The organism is Bradyrhizobium sp. DN3, assembly GCF_041357655.1.
GTDB lineage: Bacteria > Pseudomonadota > Alphaproteobacteria > Rhizobiales > Xanthobacteraceae > Bradyrhizobium.
The window spans coordinates 32,069-52,701 of the sequence record NZ_JAULLN010000039.1 but is presented as its reverse complement, the minus strand read 5'-3'; the positions used below and the strand labels follow the sequence as shown (position 1 = coordinate 52,701).

The following is a 20,633-nucleotide window of genomic DNA, read 5'->3' as shown; positions in this document are numbered from 1 at the left end:
AGCCATGCGGCGACAGCCCGGTGCTTTCCTTGAAGGCGCGGCAGAAGTGAAAGCGTGACAGACCGGCATCCGACGCCAGCGCAACGAGCGCTCCTCGCGATCGAGAAGGCCTCGTTGCGCTTCGAGCGGCCGTCGTTAGCGCGTGTGGCGCCTCCGCCAGTCGCTCGGCGTCTCGCCGGTCAGCTTCCTGAAGGCGGCTGCGAATGCCGTCTGCGAGGAATAGCCGAGCGCGGCTGCGATCGAGACCACCGCATCGTCACTGTCACGCAGCATCGTCATGGCCTGCTCCAGCCGGTGCTGGCGCAGCCAGCCATGCGGCGACAGCCCGGTGCTTTCCTTGAAGGCGCGGCAGAAGTGAAAGCGCGACAGACCGGCATCGGACGCCAGCGCATCGAGCGAGACGTCCGCATCGCTGTCAGACCGCAATCGTTCGATCGCACGGAGCAGGACTTTCGGCGACAGCCCGCCCACGGTCGGCTGCAACGTGGTCGGCGAGCCCGAATGGGCCGCCAGGACGCGCGTGGCCAGAAGATCCGTCAGCTGATGCCGGAACAGATTATCCAGCGCGCCATGGCCCTCCAGCGCGTCCGCCGCGCTCAGGAGCAGTCGGGACGTGATGGGATCGGGATGCGCCGTTCGCTCCAGCAGGTCGGCGGGTCCGGTGGTCCCGGCCTCGTCGGCAATGCGCTTCAGCGTCGCATCGGGAAGATAGAGTTGAACCACATCGACGGGTTTCGGTATGTCCCACCTGGAGCTCGATCCTTCCGGAATGATGATCAGGACCCCGGGGCGAAACGTACCGATCGCAACCGATCGTCCCGAGCGCCGCTCCATGCGCTGCATCACGCCGTTATAGGCCATGATCACGTGGTGACCCATGGGCTCGACGACGTCGTGCAGCGGATCGTGCTTCCAGTGCGCGATGCCGGCGCCGGAGGGATCCAGCGCCATGCGAAACGGTTCGGTCCTCAGCACGCGCGCCATCTCCGCACCGGCAGCGCGCCGGTCGGAACGGGAGCTGTCCTCCGGCTGTGCGCCAGGCGCGGGTGGCAAGCCCTGCTGCGAGGGATCGCGCGTGGAAGCTGTGTTTCCGGTCATTGTCGCGCCTCCTGATCAGTCGAGCTTCAAATCAGTCGCCCGTATTTGTACGGACCGGCGCGCGTTCTATGGCTGCGAGGGCCCAGCGTATTGCCTGAAGCGACCACGCTTTGTCCGATCCTGCTTTAAGCAGGCGCACGGTTTCACAAACGCACGATGGGGGCGGGGAGGGAAACGTTTTATGACAAAAGGTGTGACAGGCGCCCGCACGTGTCGCGAGCGAACGTTCCGCGTTCGGTCGCGTGGCATTCAGCCGCATCACGAGCGCTTCGGTGCCGATCGTCACGGACACCGCGGATCGAGCGGCAGTCATGAGCGCGCGGCTCAAGCCGCCGCGGCCTGCGCCGACAAGAGCTGCTTCAGTTTCGCCGCAGGTACCGCCGGGCTGAACAGCCAGCCCTGCATCTGGCTGCATCCGAGCTGGCGCAGCACCTCGCGCTGGGCCTCGGTCTCGACGCCTTCGGCGGTCGTCGCCATGCGGCGGGCGGCAGCCATGTGCACCACGGCCTGCACGATCGGCGAGGAATCCTCGGGTTCGCCGATGTCGCTGATGAAGCTGCGGTCGATCTTGATCTTGTCGAAGGGGAAGCGGTGCAGATAGCTCAGCGACGAATAGCCGGTGCCGAAATCGTCGAGCGCGATGCGTACGCCGAGCTCGCGCAGCTGCTGGAGGACGGTCAGCGCCTCCTCGTCGTCGCGAATGAGCACGGTCTCGGTGATCTCGAGCTCGAGCCGTTCCGGCGCCAGCCCCGACTCCGCGAGCGCGGCGGCGACCTTGAGCGCCAGCGTCCGCGACCGGAACTGCACCGGCGAGACGTTCACCGCAACGTGGATCTGGCCGGGCCAGCTCGCGGCTTCGGTACTGGCCTGCTTCAGCACCCATTCGCCGATCTCGCCGATGAGGCCGGTCTCTTCGGCAACCGGGATGAAGTCCGCGGGCGAAACCATGCCGCGCTCGGGGTGGCGCCAGCGCAGCAGCGCCTCGCAGCCGGTGACGACATTGGCCGCGAGGTCGACCAGCGGCTGGTAGTGCACCTCGAACTCGCCGCGCGCGAGCGCCTGCCGCAGATCGAGCTCGAGCTGCCGGCGCGCCTTCGCCTTGGCGTCGTATTCGGGTGAGAAGACGCGGAAGGTGCGACGCCCTTCCGACTTCGCGGCGTACATCGCAAGATCGGCGCGCTTGAGCAGGTCGTCGATATTATCGCCATGGTCGGGCGCGATCGCGATGCCGATGCTGGCATCGGTCGGAATCTCCTGGCCCTTGCAATTCACGGGTGTGCGCAGGGCATTCAAGATCGTTTCCGCAAGCGTGGTCAGCTGGGCCTCATCGTGGGTGCCGGCCTTGATGATGGCGAATTCGTCGCCACCGAGCCGTGCCACCATGTCGTTGCCGCTGACGCAGGCGCGCAGGCGGTTCGCGACCTGGCGCAGCAGCTCGTCGCCGACCTCGTGTCCTAGCGAATCGTTGACGCCCTTGAACTCGTCGACGTCGATATAGAGGATCGCGAACGGCTTGCCTTGGGCAAGCTCGGCGACGCGGCGCTCCAGATGCCCGCGCATCAGCACGCGGTTGGGCAGGTCGGTCAGCGCGTCGTAATGCGCCATATGGGCGATACGCTCCTCGGCGCGGATGCGCGCGGTGACGTCGTCATGGGTCGCGAGCCAGCCGCCGGCCGCGCCCGGCTGGTTCTTGATCTCGATCAGCCGGCCGTCGGCGGTCTCGACGATGGTGCTCTGGATGCGCCCGACATTGTTCAGGATGTCGTCGCAATAGGACGAGACGTCGCCGTCGAACGAGCCGGTGTCGTGGCGATGCTGGATCACCTCGCGGAAATGGGCGCCGGGCTTCACCACCTCGCTCGACAGGGCATACATCTCGATATAGCGGCGGTTGCAGACGATCAGCCGCTCGTCCTGATCGAACATCAGGAGGCCCTGCGTCATGGTGTTCATGGCGGTGTCGAGCCGCTGCTTCTCCACCGAGAGCCGGTGCGTCACCTGACGGAAGATCAGATAGAGCGTGAGCACGAGCAGGCCGATCGACACCACGGCCACCGTGACGAAGAACTTCGTCTGCGTGCGCCAGGTGGCGAGCGTCGCATCCATCGACTTGGTCGCAACCACCACCAACGGCTCGCCGGTGAGGAGGCGCGAGGCGACGATGCGGTCCTTGCCGTCGATCGGGCTTGCGAGCTTCGTGGTGACGAAGGTGCGCTCGAACACCGCCATCTGCTCGGGCGTGCCCTTGCGGTAGTTCTGCCCGATCATCGCGTCGACACGCGGGATGCGCGCGAGCAGCTGGCCGTTCTGGTGATGCATCGCGATCGAGGATTCTTCGCCCAGCCCAGTCGAGGCGAAGAAGGATTCGAGCTGCTCCGGCGCGATCGCGCGCGAGACGAGCCCAAGGAATTCGCCGTGCGGGCCGGAGACGCGCCGGGCGAACACGATCGCCGGTCCGTTGCCGAGCCGGCCCTGTACGACCTCGATCTCTTCCTGCGCGGCCGGATCGTTCTTGAGGCGCTTGAAATAGCCGCGGTCGGCCACCGAGATCTCGGCGACCGGCCAGCGCCGCGACGAGTTGATCAGCACGCCCTTGGAATCGAACACATTGGCGCCGGCGACGTCGGACCAGCCGCTGGCCTTTGCGCGCAGCACCTCGTGCATAGCGAGCGTGCCCATCTCGCTGCGGAACACCTCGGCGGATTCGATGCCGCGGCTTTCGAGCTCGGCGATGATGCTCTTCTGGAGCACCGCAAAGTCCTCGAACTCGCGGTCGAAATGCCGCGCCAGCATGCGGACGGAACTCTCCAGGCTGTCGCGGCCGCTCTCGATCGCGTTCTGCCGGAAGCGGTCGACGGTGAGCGCGGTGCCGATGGCGGTTGCGGCCATCAGCACGAAGCCGCCGACGATCAGCCATGTCAGCGGTGCCCCGCGCCAGCGGCGCAGCAACGCGCGCATCCGCGCGGTCCATCGGATCGATGTGCCCATCCAGCCCTCCCGTGGGACGCAAGATGCAGCAAAACCGACAAGACCCCGTTACCAGCAAGGGTTACGAAAATATGAATCGGAACGGAATCAGGAGGTTGTTCCCCGGCGTCACCGCCGGATCTCCCACTTCAGGGCTTCCGCATTCGCCTTGGCGAACATCGCCGGCACGTCGAAGGTCCCGGTCTTGAGATCATAGCGGCAGCGCCAGTCGGCGAGGCCCTTCATGGCGACGTTCTTCGGGTGCTTGTCCATTTCGCCCGACAGCGAGATCACGAGGTAACGGTTGTCGGGCCATTTCACGCCGAGGCCGCGATAGGCCTCTTCCGTGCCTTTCACGAGATTGGCCGAGATGTGGTAGTCGAGCTTCATCTTCCGCGTGTCCGGCCGGCTGTGGAAATAGGCCCAGGCGAGATCGCTCAGCGAATGCTTCGTCGCGCTGACGAAGGCGCCCTTCTCGACATGGTAGAGAAAGAGGTCCTGCTCGCCGGAGCCGGTCTTCTGCATCCGCACCAGCCATTGCGAATCGCTCGTGAAACGGAAGCCGGCCGGATAGCCCTGCTCGGGCTTCAGCTCGGTCATCCCTTCGCCGTGTCGCGCCCACACCTGCCATTTGACGTCGAAATCCTCGCCGTCCTTCATGTACTGCTCGAGCTTGGTGGCCTTGTCGGGCGAGGTGAAGCCGAGATCTTCATCGTCGGTGAGGACGAAGCCCGGCGGCGGGCCGGAGGCAGCAAGCGCAGGCGAGGCGGCCAGCGTCAGGGCAAGCGCCAGCCATGTTGCAGGGCGGCAAAATGCGTTCACGGGGCAAATCCTTAAAAAAATCGGGCGCAATGCGGTCTCGTTGATTTGACGCCAACGGGGCCCTGCCGGTTCATCTCGGGCGCGGCTGCGCATCATCCCAACGATCGTCTTGCTGCCGCAGCGAAATCGGCGCAATTTGCTGCCCTCGGCTGATTTGCGTCCCAAGGTTCATTTCCGATGATCACCGCATCCAAGGCCTTCATTGCCTTCTGTCTGCTCGCGGTGGGCGGCACCGTGCTGGTGATCGGCCCCACCGAACTGCGCCGCCTGCTGCCGGGCGAGGCGAAGACCGAAGTCGCCGTCGGCGCCAAGCCGGAGGCCAAGGCCGAAGCCAAAGTCGAACCCAAGGCCGAAGCCAAGCCCGCGCTGAAGCCGGAACCCAAGCCGGAAGAGCAAAAGCTTGCCGCCAACGCGCCGCCGGCCCCAGCCGCATCGCCGTCGCCGGCGCCCGAGCCGAAGGCGGGCGCGCTGGCCGAGACGCAGAAGCAGGTCACGGCGCTGGCCGACCTCGCGCCGGTCAAGCCGCCGCCGGCAGCGGCGGATGCGGGTCCGCGTTTTGACGTCGCGCGCATCGACGATCATGGCGAGGCGGCGGTGATCGCCGGCCAGGCCACGCCGGGTGCGAAGGTGGAGCTGCTGCGCGACGGCAAGCCGCTCGACACCGTCACGGCCGATGCGTCGGGCCAGTTCGTGATGACCCCGCCGCAGCTTCCCGCCGGTTCCTATGAGCTGACCTTGCGGGCGAAATCGACCGACGGGACCGTCACGCAATCCAGCCGCAGCATGCCGGTGACCATTGCCGAGGCCGCGCCGCCGCCGGCACCCGCCGTGCGGCAAGAAGCGAAACAAGAGGCGAAACAGGCCGAGAAGCCTGACGACAAGCCTGAAGTCGTGGCCTCCTTGCCCTCGGCATCGCCACACCTGGCCTCAGCGCCCGACAGGCCCACGGCTCGGCCCAGATTGATGGGTGCTCCGAAGCCGAAGGTCATGGCCCGGGCAGCGGCGACCGCAGTCGCATCGGCTTCCCCGGCGGACGCACTTAGCGCCACACCTGCGGAAGCGGGTGGCAGCCGTGTGATCTCCCGCGGCGACAGCCTGTGGGCGCTCAGCAAGCTCGCCTATGGTGACGGCGCCCGCTACGCCGTGATCTTCAACGCCAACCGCAACAAGATCCACAATCCCAATTTGATCTATCCCGGCCAGACCTTCGTGATGCCGCCAAAGGCGCAGTGACGGGAACGGTCTTTCCTCTCCCTCTCGCCAAAAGCGGGAGAGATAAGCAGTTGCCCGCGACGCTTTGCCCCCTGTGGTTCCGGAACAATCGGTTCCCCCGCGCGTCATTGTGATGCGACGCAGTGCGCGCTTGGCGTTGGGAGGAGGCCGAGGTGGTCAGGTCAGTTTTCATGTCCAGACGCATGGGACTGGCGCTGGCGGGCGCTGTCCTCCTGTTTGGAGCCGTGGTGCTGCCTGACAAGGCCGAGGCCCAGTTCGGATTGCGCGGCGGCCCGCTCGGCGTTGCACGTTTTGCCGTCGGCCACATGATCGGCCTGTCGCGCTTGCGCCATGCCCGCATGGCGGTGCGCGGTGGCCGCTACCGCTCGGCCGCGCTGAGGTCGCAGGATCCCCGCGGCGGCGAGCGCGGCCAGCCGGCCAACCCTTACGTCCTGCGTGCGGCGCTCACCGCACAGGCCGCGCTGTCGGGCTGGCAGGGCGGTCGCCGTCCGCAGGGCTGGTGGCGCCATCTCGACGGCAGCTACGGCTGGGTCGGCCCGGTGTTCTGGCCGTTCGCGCATGACGATCTCACCACCGCGATCATCTTCGGCGACACCACCAGCCTCTCGCTCTATGGCTATGGCGACATCTATGCCGCCATCTTCACGCCTTATGCGGCCACGGAGCTTGCCGCCTACACCGCGCCGCAAGGCCGGCGCGCGCGGCGCACCCCGTCCGCGGAGACTCTTTGCGAAGCCAGCGACACCGGCGGTCTGCCGGTCGAACGCATCACTGCCGCTTTAGCGCCGAACGAATCGCAGCGCACCGCGCTCGACGAGCTCGCGTCCGCCTGGAATGCTGCGCGCGACACCATCCGGGCCGCCTGCCCGGCGCAGGCCCCGGCCACCGCCGCCGAGCGCCTCGGCCTGATGCGCGAGCGGCTCGAGGCCATGATCAAGGCAATTGACGCGGTCGCGTCGCCGCTTTCGAAATTCGTCGGCCTCCTCAATGACGACCAGAAAGCCAGACTCAATGCGCTCGGCAATGAGCGTCGCGCCGCGCTTGCCGCAGCTCAGCCCAAGGACGCGCAGGCTGCCGCCGCATGCAAGCCGGGCTACGATCCCCGCTATGACGAAAAGGCGCAGCGCCAATACGAGCAGCTGATGCAGCAGCAATGGCCCGCTGCCGAGATTGCTTCCACGCTCAAGCTCGACGAGACCGCCCGCGCCCGCTTTGAGGTGCTCCAGGACACCACGCTGCGCACCATGGAGACGCTGAGCGCCTGCCCGGCGGAAACCGCCGCGACACCGCAGGCCCGCCTCGCCGCCGTGAAGGCGCGACTTGAGACGATGCTGCAAGCGGTCGGCGGCATCAGCGATGCGCTCGACGATTTCGAGGCCGATCTGAGCGACGAGCAAAAGGCCGGCTTCGAGGCGATCGGACCGAAGCGGGGGGCGTGATCACCCGCACGCCCAGTCGAACTTCATGTCCCTGAAGTCGAGCTGCGCATTGCCGCCGCCAAAATTATAGCCGCCGAAATATTCCTCGAACTCGATGTAGAACGGGCTCATCTCCGGCACCGCCTGGCACGGCCGCATGGTGCCGCCGAGATGATTGTGGGCGTGGTCCTTGCTCCAATCGTGCAGGCGGAAATTGTCGCGGCCCGGCACGCCGCCGACGTAATAGTAGTAGGGCTGATAGCCGGTCGGCGGCTTCTCGCGTGTGTGCTCGTCCTGCGGGCCCTTGCCGGCGTTGGGATCGCTCGCGCGCGGCGTCAAGGCAATCGCGCGATTTTCAATGAGAGCAGTGCGCGGAGCGCTGGCGAACATCTTCTGCCCGTAAGGCGGCGCGGCCTCGAAGAAGGCGCTGGCGCCGCCGACGTCGAGCCAGCGCGGGCGCTCGGCCGTCGCAAGCGCCAGCGGCGCCGGCGGGGTCGCGAGCGCGCCCTCATATTCGGCCTTGGTCAGCAGCAGCGCAGCATATTCGTAGTCAAGGACGTCGGTCATCCGCGACAGCCGCGGATGCGCTGGTAGCGTCAGCATGGCCTCGCGGATTTCTGGGTCGTCGGGCGCGCCGCCGTCATTGTGATCGGGCGCGGTGGCAAAGAACGACACCGCGGCGATGTCTTCGCCATGCACGCGATAATCCTCCGGCAGCAGAAGCGTGAAGCCGTGCATCAGCGGATAGCCGCTGACCGGATCGAGCGGCCATTGTTCGGATGTGATGCCCGGCGGCAGCCCATAGACCCAGCCATGATCGCGCGCACGGTCGGCGGGACGGTCCAGCATCTGCAAATCATAAGCACGCGAAGGCAAGGCAAACGCCACAGGTCGTCTCCATCCGGATTTTCGCGAAGCGAGGATTGGTCGCAGGGAGGCGGGATATGGTTCGTGGGAGGGTGAATTGCGCGAGATCCTCGGCTTCGCCGGTGCGCCTCCCAAGAAGGCATCGGCTGCAGGCCTCTTGAGGAGAAATGATATCCATTTTATAATATACATTAGCTTGATGTATATCATGGAGGGTTCCGTGCTGGTTTCCAAATGGGGAAATAGCTTGGCGGTTCGCCTGCCCAAGGCGCTTGTCGAGGCCCTGAATCTTTCGCCCGGCGACGAACTCAACGTGGTGGAGGCCTCGAAGGGCCGGCTCGCAGTAGAGAAGATCGACAAGCGAGCGGAATTTCTCAGGCAGGTAGAGCAGTTCCAGTTTCCCCTGCCCGAAGGCTACAAGTTCGATCGCGATGAGGCGAACGAGCGGTGAGCGCCTTCTTCGACAGCAATATTCTGATCTACGCCTATTCGACCGACACAAAGCGCCAGCGGGCGCTGAACACGATTGCTGGCGGTGGTGTCATCAGCGCGCAGGTGCTGAGCGAGTTCACCAACGTGTTGCGTAAGAAGCAGAAGCAGGATTGGCCAATGATCGAGGCAGCTGTGCAGTCCCTCCGCTTTCGCTTTCCCGACATCTTGCCGCTGACATCACACACGCACGCCGCGGCGCTTGCGCTTGCCAGCGGTCACACCCTTGCCTTTTATGACGCGCTGATCGTCGCTGCGGCGGTCGAGGCCGGCTGCGACACGCTCTACAGCGAAGACCTGCAACACGGCCGCAGCATCGGCGGGCTCACCATCGTCAATCCGTTTCTCGGGAGCGCACCGTGAACGCCCAGCCTCACGTCGCCAAGATCTGGAATTTTACGCATCTGCGCGATCAGAGCGTCTCTGGAGCGCTTTCGTAACGTCGCGAAATCAGCCTGAGCGCCCGACGTGTCAAATCACGCCGGCACCCGCGCAAGGCCCGCCTAAGTCATTGATCCCAAAGCCGCCGTCTACTGTGCATGGGGTTGTTTTCGCACTTTTTGTTTGGCCGCTCAGCCTCTCCGCCGTGCCGCCGCGGCATCCACCACGTTCTCGACCTCGTCGCGCCAGGACAGGATCTCCATCGCGAGCACGGGGTGATTGAAGCCCTTGAGCTGGAGATCGTCGAGGGCGCGGGCTTCGACCCAGGGCTCGACCATGCCGTAGACGCGGCGGCTCACCACGATCTGGTTGGGCTTGGCCTCGCCGCAGAGGCGGGAGGCGAGGTTGGTGACGCTGCCGATCGCGGCATATTCCAGCCGCTGCTCGAAGCCGACCTGGCCGAGCGTTGCATAGCCGAGCGCAATGCCGATGCCGAAGCCGAGGCTATGTCCGCGGTTGCGCCAGCGCTCGGTCAGCGGGCCGATGGTGTCGCGCATCTCCACCGCCATCTTCACCGCGCGCTGGATGTGGTCCTCGAATTGAATCGGCGCGTTGAACAGGATCATCACGCCGTCGCCGGCGTATTTGTCGAGCGTGCCCTCATATTTGAAGATCAGCTTGCCGAGCGCCGCGTGATATTCGCGCAGCACGTTCATCGCCTCCTCCGGCTCGGTCGCTTCCGTGAACGCGGTGAAGCCGCGCAGGTCGCAGAACACCACGGTCACCTCGCGGCGTTGGCTGGTGAGCAGCCCCTCGGGGCTGTCGGAGGAGGCGATCAGCTGCGCCACCTGCGGCGCCAGGAAACGCTCGAGCTTGCGAATGCGCTCGATCTCGCCGAGCTGGGTCTTGACGCGCGCCTCCAGCGACTTGTTCCAGTCCTTGAGCTGCTCGGTCTGCTCGCGCAGCTTGTCGGCCTGGGCGCGCACGGTCTCGTTCGCCGTCTCCAGCGCGTGGCTCTTGTGGTCGACCTCGGTAAACAGCCGCGCATTGCGCATCGCCAGCACCGCCTGGTTGGCGAAGGTGCGCATCAGGCCGATGATGCTGGGGGCGAATGCGCCGCTGGCACGGCGCAGCACCACCAGCGAGCCGAGCGTGCCCTGCTGATCGACCAGCGGCACCACCAGCACGGAATGGAAGCCGGCATTGACGGCAGCGTCGCGCAGCGGCTGCTCGAAAGCCTGGTCGAGATCGGCCAGCGCGATCGGCTCGCCGCTCCCGGCCGAATCGCTCAGGATGTTCTCGCCTTCGTCGATGGTGACATGCGCGCCCTCGGCCGATTTGTCGATGCCGCCCGCCTCGACCAGGTTGAAGCGGCGCTGTTCCGCGTCATAGCCGTAGATCAGCACGGCATCGGCACGGGTGATCTCGATGGCGCGGGCCGCGATCGTCGGCAGCACGGCATTGAGATCGAGCGAGGAAGAGACCGCGCGGCCGACCTCTTCCAGCACCTTGAGCTCGTGGATCGACTGCGCGAGATCGCGGGTGCGCTCCTCGACCTTGGTCTCCAGGTTCGAATAGGTCTCCTGGATCTGATCGGCCATGCGGTTGAACTGGCCGGCGAGGTCTTCCAGCTCGTCGGAGGTGTGGACGTCGATGCGGTGGCTGAAATCGCCCTCGCCGAGCTTGTGCGCGCCGTCGCGCAGCGCCGTGATCGGGATGATCATGCGGCGGGCGAGCAGCGTGCCGGCGAGGATCGCGACCATCAGGCCCATGCCGATCAGCAGCGCGATGCGCACGAGCTGGTCGCGGATCGGCATCAGGGCCTGCGTGGTCGGCTGCTCGAACAGCACGCTCCAGCCGAGCTTCGGCATCGTGCTTGCGGCGCTCATCACCGCATGGCCGTTGAAATCGGTGCCCGACGTGTCGGGCTCACGGCCGGGTGCGATCGCGGCCGCGACCTGCGGCAGCTTCGAAAGGTCCTTGCCGATGTCGGGCCCTTTCGAGGATGTCGCCAGCACGCGGCCGCGCGGATCGATCACATAGGCGAACGCGGCCTTGCCGACCTGGGCGTCGGAGAGGAAGTCGGAGAGGAAGCTGAGATCGATCTCCGCGACCGTGACGCCGGCGTTGAAGCCGGAATGCGCCACCGAGATCGACATCAACGGGGTCCGGTCGGCGAACCAGGCCGGCGCGTAGCTGACGCCGCGGGCGACGGTGTCGGTGAAGCGCATGTCGCGGGAGAGGTCGGCATTGCTGCCGGTCGTGGTCGACTGGCGCGAGACGCGCAGCACCTCGCGGCCCTCGCCGTTGAGCTGGAACAGCTGGTTGACGACCGCGACCTGATGCAGGAGCGATGCGTAATCGGCACGGCGCTTTTCGAGCGTGTCCTGGCTCGCGCGCGTCACCCAGCTGATCTGGCGCTCGAGCTCCGAGATCGATTGCTCGATCCGCCGCGCGGCGCCTTGCGCCTTGTCCTCCAGCCCGTCGGTCAGCGACGTCCGGGTGGCGCGGTAGGAGATCCAGGTCTCCATCGCGCCGTTGACGGCGAGCACGAACACGACGAGGCCGACGAGGGAGACGACATATTTGGCGAACAGGCCCTCGCGCAGAAACCGTGTCTTGTCGTTCGCTCCTGCCATCCCGATCCTCTCGCGCCGCCATTGACGCTGCGCGCTGCCGGCCGTACGGGCCCTTTCGAGCCCGTTCTACCACAATTTGGGCCAGGGGATTGCCAAGGGGCCGGCCGAGCCGCCGTTGTGGTTACCCGCTGTGGACGTCAGAAGCGGTGGCAAAGGGGCAGTTGGAAAAGCGGCAGTTGGAAAAGCGGTTGAATTGCCGCAGCCTGCGTCCGCCCATCATCGATTGAAGAGCTGCCGCAGCACGTCGTTCATTGGCTGACTGTCCTGCTGCGCGACCGGCGGGTCCTCCGGGGCGGGGGCCGTAGGCGAGGCCTGTGGAGCCGGCGTGGATGGCGTCGCCGGCAGGCTGCGGCTGCGGCCGGCGCCAGTGTTGGATCCCGCGCCGCTGGAAAGCCCCTGCTGGATCAGATTGCCGATGGCTTCGCCCAAGGGGCCGCCGAGCAGATTGTTCTGTCCCGGCGGCTGACCTTGCGGATTGGCATTGCCGGTCGCGTTGCCACCGCCCGGTGCGGTGGTGCCGCCCAGCCCGAGGCCGCCCAGGATATTGCCGAGCCCGGCGCCATCAGGTCCGAACAGGCCCTTGCCCATCTCGCGCAGCTTGGCATAGGCGGCGTCCGGATTATCCAGCACGCCGGCCATGTCTGGATAGATCCGCGGCTGCGACCAGGTGCCCTGGATCATCACGGGAATGCCGAAGCCGACCGGATCGGAGGTGCGGCCCTGGCCCTCGGTCGTCATCACGAGCTTGGGCTCGACGCGAAAGCCCATCATCTTGGTGTCGAGGGCGATGGTGCCGGCGCCGGTCACGCGCACCAGCGGTCCGATCAGATTGAGATCGGTCGTCACCGCCTGGCCCTTGTCGATGCGGAAGGAGGCCGAGAGCTGCGACAAGTCCGTGCTCTGCTCCTTGCCGGGGTCCTGGTTTTCTTGCCAGCCGGACAGCGTGCTCGTGGTCAGCGAGCGGATCATCTGCGCGACATTGATGCCGCGGATCGCGCCGTCCTGGAAATTGACGAAGGCCGTGCCCTGCATGTTCGCCATCAGCGCGCGTTGGCTGGTACCGGCGCTGCGCAAAGCGAGCTTGGCCTGCAGCCTGCCGTCGATCCGGTCGAATTCGGCAAGGCCCTGGAGCAGTGGCCGCGCCCGCACGCCGACGAGATCGGAATGCATGGCGAAGCTCGGCGCGCCGGTGGTGGCATCCAGGATCACCTCGCCCGAGACCTGGCCGCCATAGGCGCCGAGATTGGCGGTGCCGGCCTTCAGCACGCCGCCGGCGAGCTTGGCATCGAGTGCGAGCGGCGAAAGGCTGGCATCGCCGATCACGGCTTCGTTCGCCGAGATCCTGACTTGCGCGTCGACATAATTGAGCCCGGAGACGTCGATCGGCGCATTGCTCCAGGGTTGTCCGGCCGTGCCTTCCGGCGATTTCGCCAGCGGAATCGCGAGCCGCTGGAAGTCGAGATCGACCTTGACCAGCGGCTTGCTCGCGATGTCGACCGAAGCCCAGCCGTTGAAGGCGCCGTCGCCGAGCCTGCCATTGACGCCGTTGATCATCACGACATCGCCGCTCAGCCGCATGTCGGCGTGACCTGCGAGCTGGGATTTCAGCACGTCGGGCATGTCGATGGCGAAGTCGACCGGAATCGTCGGCCGGTCGCCCGGCGCCGCTGGTGTGGCCGCCTTGATGTCGAACTTGGTCGGGTGCTCGCCGACGCGTGCGGTGCCGGTAATGTTGACCTTGCGGTCGCCGCCAACGACGGCATCGGCATTGATGGCACTGATGCGGCCCTCGACGCGATCGCGTATCCGCGCGAATGCAACCTCGCCGTCGATGACCTTGACGCGGTCGATGGTCGCATCGCTCGTGTCAAGCGCGGGCAGCTTCGACGCGGTGCCGGCATTCGGCAGCCGCTCACGCAGCAGCGGCTGGTAGAGCACGGGGTGGGTGACGACGAGCTCGCTGATCTCAGGGTGGCCCGACCAGACGCTGGAGAGCGACATGTCGGCCTGCACGCTGTCGACCGTCAGGCGCGTGATGCCGCTGCGGTCCTTCGGGTCTTGCAGCGTGAGGTCGTTCAGCGTGACGTTCAGCGTCGGCCACAGGCTGATCTTGGTGGTGCCGTCGATCGACAGGCGATAGCCGGTCGCGCTCTCGACCCGCGCGGCAATTGTCGAGGTCAGGAAGCCGGAGGGGATTCCGACCACCAGCAGGACCGCGATGGCGATGATGACGACAGCCAAAGCCGCGCCGACGAATTTCAGTGCTCTCATGTCGACTTCCCAACGACGGACGATCGGCAGCGAACCCGGCAGATTAACTGTCCTTTGCGCCCGTCTTTTGTGCCTGAGTTTATCCCGGGACGGGAAGCGGCTCCAAGCGCGCAAAAATAGTCGGGGGGTGCTGCAAAGTTATGTGACTTATGACACACTTCTCCGGCGCGGTTTTACGCGATCCTGATGTTGATGGTTCCAAGCGATTTGCCAAGGACATTCACGAGTAAATTGACGAGGACATTGAAATGAGCAAGCAGGCCGAATTTGCGGTCATCCTGAAGATGAACGCGATGTTCGCGGATCTCGGTGCGGACGAACTCCAGCGGCTGTCCAATCTCTGCCACACCCAGCATCTGGGGAGCGGCGAGGTGCTGTTTCAGAAGGGCGATCCCGGAAACGCGCTGTTCGGCGTGCGCCGCGGCCAGGTCCGCATCGAGACCGGCGCCTCCGACGGCAGCCGGCTGACGCTGAACTTCATGGGGCCGGGCGACCTGTTCGGCGAGGTCGCGGTGCTGGACGGCCAGAGCCGCACGGCGGATGCTACCGCGGGTGAGGCGAGCGAATTGTTCGTGCTGCGGCGCGAAGATTTCCTCGGTTTCCTCGAGCGCGAGCCAAAGGTCGCGATCAAGATCATCGCGCTGCTCTGCCAGCGCATCCGCTGGCAGAGCGAGCGCATGGAGGAATCCATGCTTCAGCCGCTGCCGGTGCGGCTGGCGCGGCGGCTCTGCGCGCTCGCCGCCGATTTCGGCTCCGAGGTGCACATCTCGCAGGAGCAGCTCGGCGTCTTCGTCGGCGCCGCCCGCGAAAGCGTCAACCGCCAGCTTCAGGCCTGGCGCAAGGAGGCGATCCTGGATCTCCAGCGCGGCCGGATATTGCTGCGGAACATGACCAAGCTGACGGCGATCGCTCGGAACGAGTAGGAGGTAGTTAAGCTGCTTCCGGCACATAGTGCAGGGTTAGCAGCTCTGACCGCAGGCACGGTGCTATAGCATATGATCGGCCGTCATCATCGCTGAATTCGACGAGCACCGTCTTGTCGTCAAGCTCTTCGACGATCGTGCCGACGTTTCCTCGCGCCAAGCGGTGCTCTGGAAGGCTCGCCAGCAAAGCGACGACATCCAGCGTCGCCGGCGCCCGATCTCTCTTGCTCGCTACGCTCATCATAGCACCCAACAGGTGACGAATGTCGGCCGGTCGTCGCCGGTCCGTATGATCCATGCAGTTCTTACCACAGCCTGCTTCTGTTGTCGCCTAAGCAGGATATCCATGCGCCAGTGGCTGCCCCAGCGATCTGTCGCAATCTGGGACGCATCGCCGGAAAGGACTGCATCGAGGAGCGCACTGCGAAGCCAGGTTGCATCACCGCGCTGAAGATCGAGAGCGTCGCGGAAAACTCTCGCTTTGTGTCGACCGCGCGGATGCGAGGGGTTCAGGCAATAGTCTTCGAGCTTCCGAATGTCGACAGTAGCCTTCTTGCCATTCGGAATATGCATCGTGATGGCACCCAGTTTCGTTCCCGCTAACTCTACTCCGCCGCTGGGCGCGCGATGTTCTTCGGCGCCGGGGTAGCTTCCGCCGGCGCCGTTCCGTGATGACCGGCAACCGCGGCGTCCTCACCGTGCACGATCAGCCGCTTGCCGAAGCGCCAGATCAGGGCGCCGAAATCGTCCATCACCATGAACATCGCGGGCACGAACACCAGCGACAGGATGGTCGAGAAGATCAGGCCGCCGATCACCGCGAGCGCCATCGGTGAGCGGAACTCGCCGCCGGCGCCGACCGCGAGCGCGCTCGGCATCATGCCCGCGGCCATCGCGATCGTGGTCATCACGATCGGGCGGGCGCGCTTCATGCCGGCGTCGATCATGGCCTCCTCGCGCGGCTTGCCGGCGTGAATGGATTCGATGGCGAATTCCACCAGCATGATCGCGTTCTTGGTGACGATGCCCATGAGCATCAGGATGCCGATCCACACCGGCGTGGTGAGCTGTTTGCCGGTGACGAGCAAGGCGGCGATCGCGCCGCCGATCGAGAGCGGCAGCGAGAACAGGATGGTGATCGGCTGCAGGAAGGTGCCGAACAGCAGCACCAGCACGGCATAGACCATCATCAGGCCGGCCGTGATCGCGGTCGCAAAACCGTCAGACAATTCGTTCAGGCTTTCGGCGTCGCCGGAGGGCGAGACTTTCACGCCCTTCGGCAGGCTCTTCATCACCGGCAGCTCGTAGATCTTCTTGGTGGCATCGCCGAGCGCGGCGGAGCCGACGAGGTCGGCCGCGACGGTCGCCTGTCGCTCACGGTCGTAGCGGTTGATGCTGGTGGGGCCCTGGTCGAGCTTGACGTCGGCGATGACCGAGAGCGGCACGCCGCCCTTCTCGCCGTGCTCGCCGAGCGGCACGCGGAGCTGCTCGAGCGTCTTCAGATTGCCGCGCGCGGCGTCCTCGAGCTGAACACGGATCGGCACCAGGCGGTCGCCGACGTCGAACTTGGCAAGTGCAGGCCCGACGTCGCCGATGGTGGCGACGCGGATGGTCTGCGACAGGCTTTCGGTCGAGACGCCGAGCCGCGCGGCGAGATCGGCGCGCGGCTCGATGCGCAACTCGGGTCGTTCCAGCGAGGTTTCCGAGATCACGTTGGAGATGGTGGGAATGCGCTTCATCTGCGTCGCAAGCTCGCTCGCGACGTTGTTGACGATGTTGGGATCGACACCGGTCACCACCAGCGAGATCGCGCGCAAGCCGTTCTCGTCCAGGAACCAGAAGCGGATGTCGGGAACGTTCTCCAGCTCCTGGCTGATCGAGAACTCGAGCTCGCGCTGAGTGATGTCGCGGCTGTCCTTGGGCGTGTAGTTGATGATCAGGGCGGCGCGCCGGACTTCCTGAGTGCCCGGCGGGACGCGCCCGCCGTCGACGAAGATGCTCTTCACCTCGGGCCGCTTGCGCAGGCGCGCGACGATGTCTTCGGTGACCTTTTCGGTATAGGCGAGCTGAGTGCCCGGCGGCAGCTCGAGCGCAAGCAGCGAGCGGGCGCTGTCCTGCGCCGGCAGGAAGCCCTGCGGCAGCAGCGTGATGCTCCAGATCGAGGCGGCGAAGATGCCGAGTCCGATCAGCACCGTGATGAAATAGTGCCTCACCGACCAGGCCACGATTCCATGATAGGACCGCAAAATGCGGCCGGGCGGCGGCTCCTCATGCGAACTGTGCTTGAGGAAGTAGGCGGCCAGCACTGGGGTGACGAAGCGGGCCGCGAGCAGCGAGAAGAACACTTGCACCGAAACGGTGATGCCGAACTGCTTGAAGAACTGCCCGGCGATGCCCGACATGAAGCTCGCGGGTGCGAAGATCGCGATGATCGTCAGCGAGATCGCGATCACCGCGAGGCCGATCTCGTCGGCAGCCTCTAACGCGGCACGATAGGGCGACTTGCCCATGTTCATGTGCCGGACGATGTTCTCGATCTCGACGATGGCGTCGTCGACCAGAATACCCGTCGACAGCGTGATGGCGAGGAAGCTGACGAGGTTCAGCGAGAAGCCGAGCAGGTCCATCGCCCAGAACGCCGGGAAGATCGACAGCGGCAGCGAGATCGCGGCGATGATGGTCGCGCGCAGGTCGCGCAGGAACAGGAGCACGATCACGACGGCGAGGATGGCGCCTTCGAACAGGGTCGAGATCGCCGCGTGGTAATTGCCCTTGGTATATTCGACCGAGGTGTCGATCAGCTTCAAATCGACGTCGGGATAGGCAGTCTTGAGCGCGTCGATGCGCTTCTGCACGGCCTCGGCCACCTTCACGTCGCTGGCGCCCTTGGAGCGCTTGATGCCGAGCGCGACCACCGGCTCGCCGTTGAATCGGGCGAAGGTGCGGCGGTCGGCGATGGTGTCGGTGACGGTGCCGAGATCGTGGAGCCGGACCTCGCCGCCGCCGAACAGCGGGATCATGGTGCCGGCAAGATCGCCCAGCGTCTTGGCGCCGGCGAGCGTGCGGATGGCCTGGTCGTTCTTGCCGATCTCGGCGCGGCCGCCGGCGACGTCGACATTGGTGCCGCGCAGGCTCTGGCTGACATTGACCGCGGTCAGCCCCATCGCCTGCAAACGGTCGGGATCGAGCGAGACCAGGATCTCGCGCTCGACACCACCGATGCGCTCGACCTGGGCGACGCCGCGCACGCCTTGCAGCGCGCGCTTGACGACGTCGTCGACGAAATAGGAGAGCTGCTCCGGCGTCTTGCCGGGTGAGATCGCGGCATAGGTGACGATCGGCAGGCCGATGACGTCGACGCGCTGGATCAGCGGTTCGGTGACGTTCTGCGGCAGGTTGGAGCGCACGCGCGTCACCGCGTCCTTGACGTCGTTGAGCGCGCGGTCCGTGTTGGTCTCGAGCGCAAACTGGATCGTTGTGACCGACAGGCCGTCGGTGATCGAAGAGGTGATGTGCCGCACGCCCTCGACGCCGGAGACGGCGTCTTCAACCGTCTTGGTGACCTGGGATTCGAGCTCGGCTGGCGCTGCGCCGAACTGCGAGACCGCAACCGAGATCACGGGGATGTCGGCCGACGGCAGCCGTGTGATCGCGAGCTTGGTGAAGGAGGTCCAGCCGAGAATCAGCAGGATGATCGAAAAGACGACAGACGGCAGCGGATGACGTATAGACCATGCCGAGATATTAAGAGCCATCAGCGTACTCGCGTGCGATCGAGTTCATCGGCGAACATGGTTTTGATCTGGTCGCCGTCATGGAGCGAAGAGCCGGCGTCGGCGACGACGATTTCGCCGACCTCGAGCCCTTCCAGGATTTCCGTCGCGCTGTCGGACGACAGTCCGACCCGCACCTTGCGCGTCTCGACAATATTGCCTTTGACGACTTGCACGGTGAGATGGTCGATCGCGGTCTTGGGGATCGAGACGCCGCAGCTTCGCTTGGCGTCGATCGAGGCGCGGGCGAATACGCCGACCTTCAGCGAGGGATTGTTGGTGACGCTGATGCGGACGCGCCCGAGCTGGGTCGTACGGTCGATTTCGGGCGCAACCAGCCGGACCCGGCCGATCAGATCAGGCGCGTCGTCGCGGCTGATGCGCACGGTCGCGCCGGAGCTGAGCTTGGGCATGTGAACCGCCGGGACCTGGGCGTCGAGCTCGATCTCGTTGTTGACGGCGATGCGGAACATCGGGCCGGCCTGCGGCGAGGCCGGCGCGCCGACGATGGTGCGGACCTCGGTGACGAGGCCCGGCGCAGGCGCCTTCAGCGAGAGCGGGCCTTGCGGGCCGGGGCGCTGCGGCTGGCCGGGCATCTGCGGTGGCGCGGTCAGGCGCGCCAGCTCCTGATTGTCGGTGACAACAGTGCCTTCGGTGACGAAGAGGTCGGTGACCCGCGAGCCTTCCTGGTCGGCAACGACCACGGCCTCGCGGCGCGGCACAAAGAAGCCGGTCACCCGCACGAGGTCGGAGAAGCAGGCATTGGTCGACTTCGTCACGATGACGAGCGCCTCGCCCGGCGTTTCCTTCGCCTCGGGGCGGCGCCGATGCTCGAACAGATAATAGCCGATGCCGAGCGCGACGACGAACGCCACCGTTCCGGCCGGCTTGAGATATGCGGAAAGGTTCATCGCCGGATCACCCTGGCCTGGCTCACGGCCGTCCGTACGAGGCCTATCGAGAGCGTTTCCCCGAAATAAAGCGGCGTCCCGCAAGGCTGCGGGACGCGCTTTGGAAGCGAGACGTTACACCACATCACGACGTGTCACTGCAAAGGATTGCGTCGTGCTTACTTCGATGCGGTGGTCTTGTTTTCCATGTTGACCACCTGCACGCGGCGGTTGACCTCCGCCATCGGCTGGCTCGGATCCTTCAGCTTGCTCTTGCCATAGCCGACGGTGACGAGGTCGGTCGCCGAGATGCCGTACTTGTCGACGAGGTAGCGCTTGATCGAATCCGCGCGGCGCTCCGACAGGTCCTGGTTGTAGGCTTCGCCGCCGGCGGCGTCGGTGTGACCGGCGACCACGAAGGTCGAGCCCTTCAGGTCGGGGCTGGTCAGCGCGCGACCGAGCGCCTGCACCGAAGGCATCGATTTGGTGCTGATATTGGCGGAGTTGTAGTCGAACGTGATCTCGAGATCGATGTTCGGCTTGTCCTTGGCGACGGAGGCGATCTCCTCGCGTTCGGTCGACGACAGCGAGCGCGTCGAGCGGCCGCGCACGGACTGGATCAGCTTGGTCTCCGCCGCGTTCGGCGCGGGATCGGCCTGCGGGGTGATCGAGAGGCCGCGGGTCAAAGGCTTCTTCGGCGGCGGCGCGAGTGCGCGGACGATCTCGTCCTCGGTGACGTTCTTGCTGTTGCTTTCGTCGCCCGCGAAGACGGGCGAAGCCGGCAGCGACAGAGCGGCGCCGATGGTGATGATGGACAGGATCGCGGTCAGTCCCTTTGCAGCCAATTTCATAGCAGTCCCTC

At 65.7% G+C, this 20,633-nt stretch carries 17 protein-coding genes; 5 read left to right on the top strand and 12 right to left on the bottom strand.

Annotated features, from left to right (window positions below; all coding sequences use genetic code 11):
* The 4 genes from AAE027_RS35790 to AAE027_RS35775 form a co-directional block, all read right to left on the bottom strand.
* Nucleotides 1-79, bottom strand: a 79-nt coding sequence (locus AAE027_RS35790) for a helix-turn-helix transcriptional regulator (RefSeq protein WP_479714262.1), incomplete at its 3' end; no start/stop codon positions are given.
* Between the two features lie 56 nt (nucleotides 80-135).
* Nucleotides 136-1,098: a helix-turn-helix transcriptional regulator gene (locus tag AAE027_RS35785; RefSeq protein WP_479714261.1), complete on the bottom strand. Its 963-nt coding sequence runs from the start codon at nucleotides 1,096-1,098 to the stop codon at nucleotides 136-138.
* A 324-nt stretch (nucleotides 1,099-1,422) separates the two neighbouring features.
* Nucleotides 1,423-4,086, bottom strand: coding sequence for a bifunctional diguanylate cyclase/phosphodiesterase (locus tag AAE027_RS35780; RefSeq protein WP_370990588.1), 2,664 nt, complete (start codon nucleotides 4,084-4,086; stop codon nucleotides 1,423-1,425).
* A 108-nt stretch (nucleotides 4,087-4,194) separates the two neighbouring features.
* On the bottom strand, nucleotides 4,195-4,887 hold the full coding sequence (locus AAE027_RS35775) for a hypothetical protein (protein ID WP_370990587.1): 693 nt from the start codon (nucleotides 4,885-4,887) through the stop codon (nucleotides 4,195-4,197).
* Nucleotides 4,888-5,064: 177 nt separating this feature from the next.
* Here AAE027_RS35775 and AAE027_RS35770 point away from each other — a divergent pair, with 177 nt between their 5' ends.
* Both AAE027_RS35770 and AAE027_RS35765 read left to right on the top strand, forming a co-directional pair.
* On the top strand, nucleotides 5,065-6,120 hold the full coding sequence (locus AAE027_RS35770; RefSeq protein WP_370990586.1) for a LysM peptidoglycan-binding domain-containing protein: 1,056 nt from the start codon (nucleotides 5,065-5,067) through the stop codon (nucleotides 6,118-6,120).
* 170 nt (nucleotides 6,121-6,290) lie between these two features.
* Entirely contained in the window at nucleotides 6,291-7,559 is a 1,269-nt protein-coding gene (locus tag AAE027_RS35765; RefSeq protein WP_370990585.1) for a Spy/CpxP family protein refolding chaperone, read from the top strand.
* On the opposite strand, the gene AAE027_RS35760 is transcribed toward AAE027_RS35765, so the two are convergent.
* Complete coding sequence (locus tag AAE027_RS35760; protein WP_370990584.1) at nucleotides 7,560-8,387, bottom strand: hypothetical protein; 828 nt, start codon at nucleotides 8,385-8,387, stop codon at nucleotides 7,560-7,562. It lies immediately after the preceding gene.
* Nucleotides 8,388-8,625: 238 nt separating this feature from the next.
* Between AAE027_RS35760 and AAE027_RS35755 the strand changes: the two genes are divergently transcribed.
* Nucleotides 8,626-8,856 carry an AbrB/MazE/SpoVT family DNA-binding domain-containing protein gene (locus tag AAE027_RS35755; protein ID WP_091897901.1) on the top strand — a complete coding sequence of 77 codons (231 nt, stop codon included), beginning with the start codon at nucleotides 8,626-8,628 and terminating at the stop codon, nucleotides 8,854-8,856.
* On the top strand, nucleotides 8,853-9,257 hold the full coding sequence (locus AAE027_RS35750; RefSeq protein ID WP_370990583.1) for a PIN domain-containing protein: 405 nt from the start codon (nucleotides 8,853-8,855) through the stop codon (nucleotides 9,255-9,257). The genes AAE027_RS35755 and AAE027_RS35750 overlap by 4 nt, the downstream gene beginning before the upstream one ends.
* A gap of 209 nt (nucleotides 9,258-9,466) precedes the next feature.
* Here AAE027_RS35750 and AAE027_RS35745 read toward each other — a convergent pair whose 3' ends face one another.
* The gene (locus AAE027_RS35745) at nucleotides 9,467-11,914 is read right to left on the bottom strand and encodes an adenylate/guanylate cyclase domain-containing protein (RefSeq protein ID WP_370990582.1); all 2,448 of its coding nucleotides are present in this window, start codon (nucleotides 11,912-11,914) and stop codon (nucleotides 9,467-9,469) included.
* 216 nt (nucleotides 11,915-12,130) lie between these two features.
* Nucleotides 12,131-14,185, bottom strand: coding sequence for an AsmA family protein (locus AAE027_RS35740; protein ID WP_370990581.1), 2,055 nt, complete (start codon nucleotides 14,183-14,185; stop codon nucleotides 12,131-12,133).
* 248 nt (nucleotides 14,186-14,433) lie between these two features.
* On the opposite strand from AAE027_RS35740, the gene AAE027_RS35735 reads away from it, so the two are divergent.
* The gene (locus AAE027_RS35735) at nucleotides 14,434-15,108 is read left to right on the top strand and encodes a Crp/Fnr family transcriptional regulator (RefSeq protein ID WP_128930729.1); all 675 of its coding nucleotides are present in this window, start codon (nucleotides 14,434-14,436) and stop codon (nucleotides 15,106-15,108) included.
* 7 nt (nucleotides 15,109-15,115) lie between these two features.
* Here the strand turns inward: AAE027_RS35735 and AAE027_RS35730 are convergent, their stop codons facing one another.
* The 5 genes from AAE027_RS35730 to AAE027_RS35710 form a co-directional block, all read right to left on the bottom strand.
* Nucleotides 15,116-15,406 carry a DUF4926 domain-containing protein gene (locus AAE027_RS35730; protein WP_370990580.1) on the bottom strand — a complete coding sequence of 97 codons (291 nt, stop codon included), beginning with the start codon at nucleotides 15,404-15,406 and terminating at the stop codon, nucleotides 15,116-15,118.
* Nucleotides 15,349-15,681 (bottom strand): DUF6883 domain-containing protein, encoded by a 333-nt coding sequence (locus AAE027_RS35725; protein WP_370990579.1) that lies wholly within the window; start codon nucleotides 15,679-15,681, stop codon nucleotides 15,349-15,351. The genes AAE027_RS35730 and AAE027_RS35725 overlap by 58 nt, the downstream gene beginning before the upstream one ends.
* 32 nt (nucleotides 15,682-15,713) lie before the next feature.
* On the bottom strand, nucleotides 15,714-18,863 hold the full coding sequence (locus tag AAE027_RS35720; protein ID WP_370990578.1) for an efflux RND transporter permease subunit: 3,150 nt from the start codon (nucleotides 18,861-18,863) through the stop codon (nucleotides 15,714-15,716).
* Complete coding sequence (locus tag AAE027_RS35715) at nucleotides 18,863-19,792, bottom strand: RND family efflux transporter (protein WP_091899067.1); 930 nt, start codon at nucleotides 19,790-19,792, stop codon at nucleotides 18,863-18,865. Before AAE027_RS35715 ends, AAE027_RS35720 begins: the two co-directional genes overlap by 1 nt.
* 158 nt (nucleotides 19,793-19,950) lie before the next feature.
* Nucleotides 19,951-20,622, bottom strand: coding sequence for an OmpA family protein (locus AAE027_RS35710; RefSeq protein WP_370990577.1), 672 nt, complete (start codon nucleotides 20,620-20,622; stop codon nucleotides 19,951-19,953).
* Nucleotides 20,623-20,633: the final 11 nt, after the last annotated feature.

Excerpts from the sequence above, each read along its gene's own strand:
- AAE027_RS35715 (WP_091899067.1), bottom strand. The coding sequence starts at position 19,792 with ATGAACCTTTCCGCATATCTCAAGCCGGCCGGAACGGTGGCGTTCGTC.
- AAE027_RS35735 (WP_128930729.1), top strand. The coding sequence starts at position 14,434 with ATGAGCAAGCAGGCCGAATTTGCGGTCATCCTGAAGATGAACGCGATG.
- AAE027_RS35780 (WP_370990588.1), bottom strand. The coding sequence starts at position 4,086 with ATGGGCACATCGATCCGATGGACCGCGCGGATGCGCGCGTTGCTGCGC.
- AAE027_RS35725 (WP_370990579.1), bottom strand. The coding sequence starts at position 15,681 with ATGCATATTCCGAATGGCAAGAAGGCTACTGTCGACATTCGGAAGCTC.
- AAE027_RS35745 (WP_370990582.1), bottom strand. The coding sequence starts at position 11,914 with ATGGCAGGAGCGAACGACAAGACACGGTTTCTGCGCGAGGGCCTGTTC.
- AAE027_RS35760 (WP_370990584.1), bottom strand. The coding sequence starts at position 8,387 with ATGCTGGACCGTCCCGCCGACCGTGCGCGCGATCATGGCTGGGTCTAT.
- AAE027_RS35740 (WP_370990581.1), bottom strand. The coding sequence starts at position 14,185 with ATGAGAGCACTGAAATTCGTCGGCGCGGCTTTGGCTGTCGTCATCATC.
- AAE027_RS35730 (WP_370990580.1), bottom strand. The coding sequence starts at position 15,406 with ATGGATCATACGGACCGGCGACGACCGGCCGACATTCGTCACCTGTTG.
- AAE027_RS35785 (WP_479714261.1), bottom strand. The coding sequence starts at position 1,098 with ATGACCGGAAACACAGCTTCCACGCGCGATCCCTCGCAGCAGGGCTTG.
- AAE027_RS35720 (WP_370990578.1), bottom strand. The coding sequence starts at position 18,863 with ATGGCTCTTAATATCTCGGCATGGTCTATACGTCATCCGCTGCCGTCT.
- AAE027_RS35710 (WP_370990577.1), bottom strand. The coding sequence starts at position 20,622 with ATGAAATTGGCTGCAAAGGGACTGACCGCGATCCTGTCCATCATCACC.
- AAE027_RS35770 (WP_370990586.1), top strand. The coding sequence starts at position 5,065 with ATGATCACCGCATCCAAGGCCTTCATTGCCTTCTGTCTGCTCGCGGTG.
- AAE027_RS35765 (WP_370990585.1), top strand. The coding sequence starts at position 6,291 with ATGTCCAGACGCATGGGACTGGCGCTGGCGGGCGCTGTCCTCCTGTTT.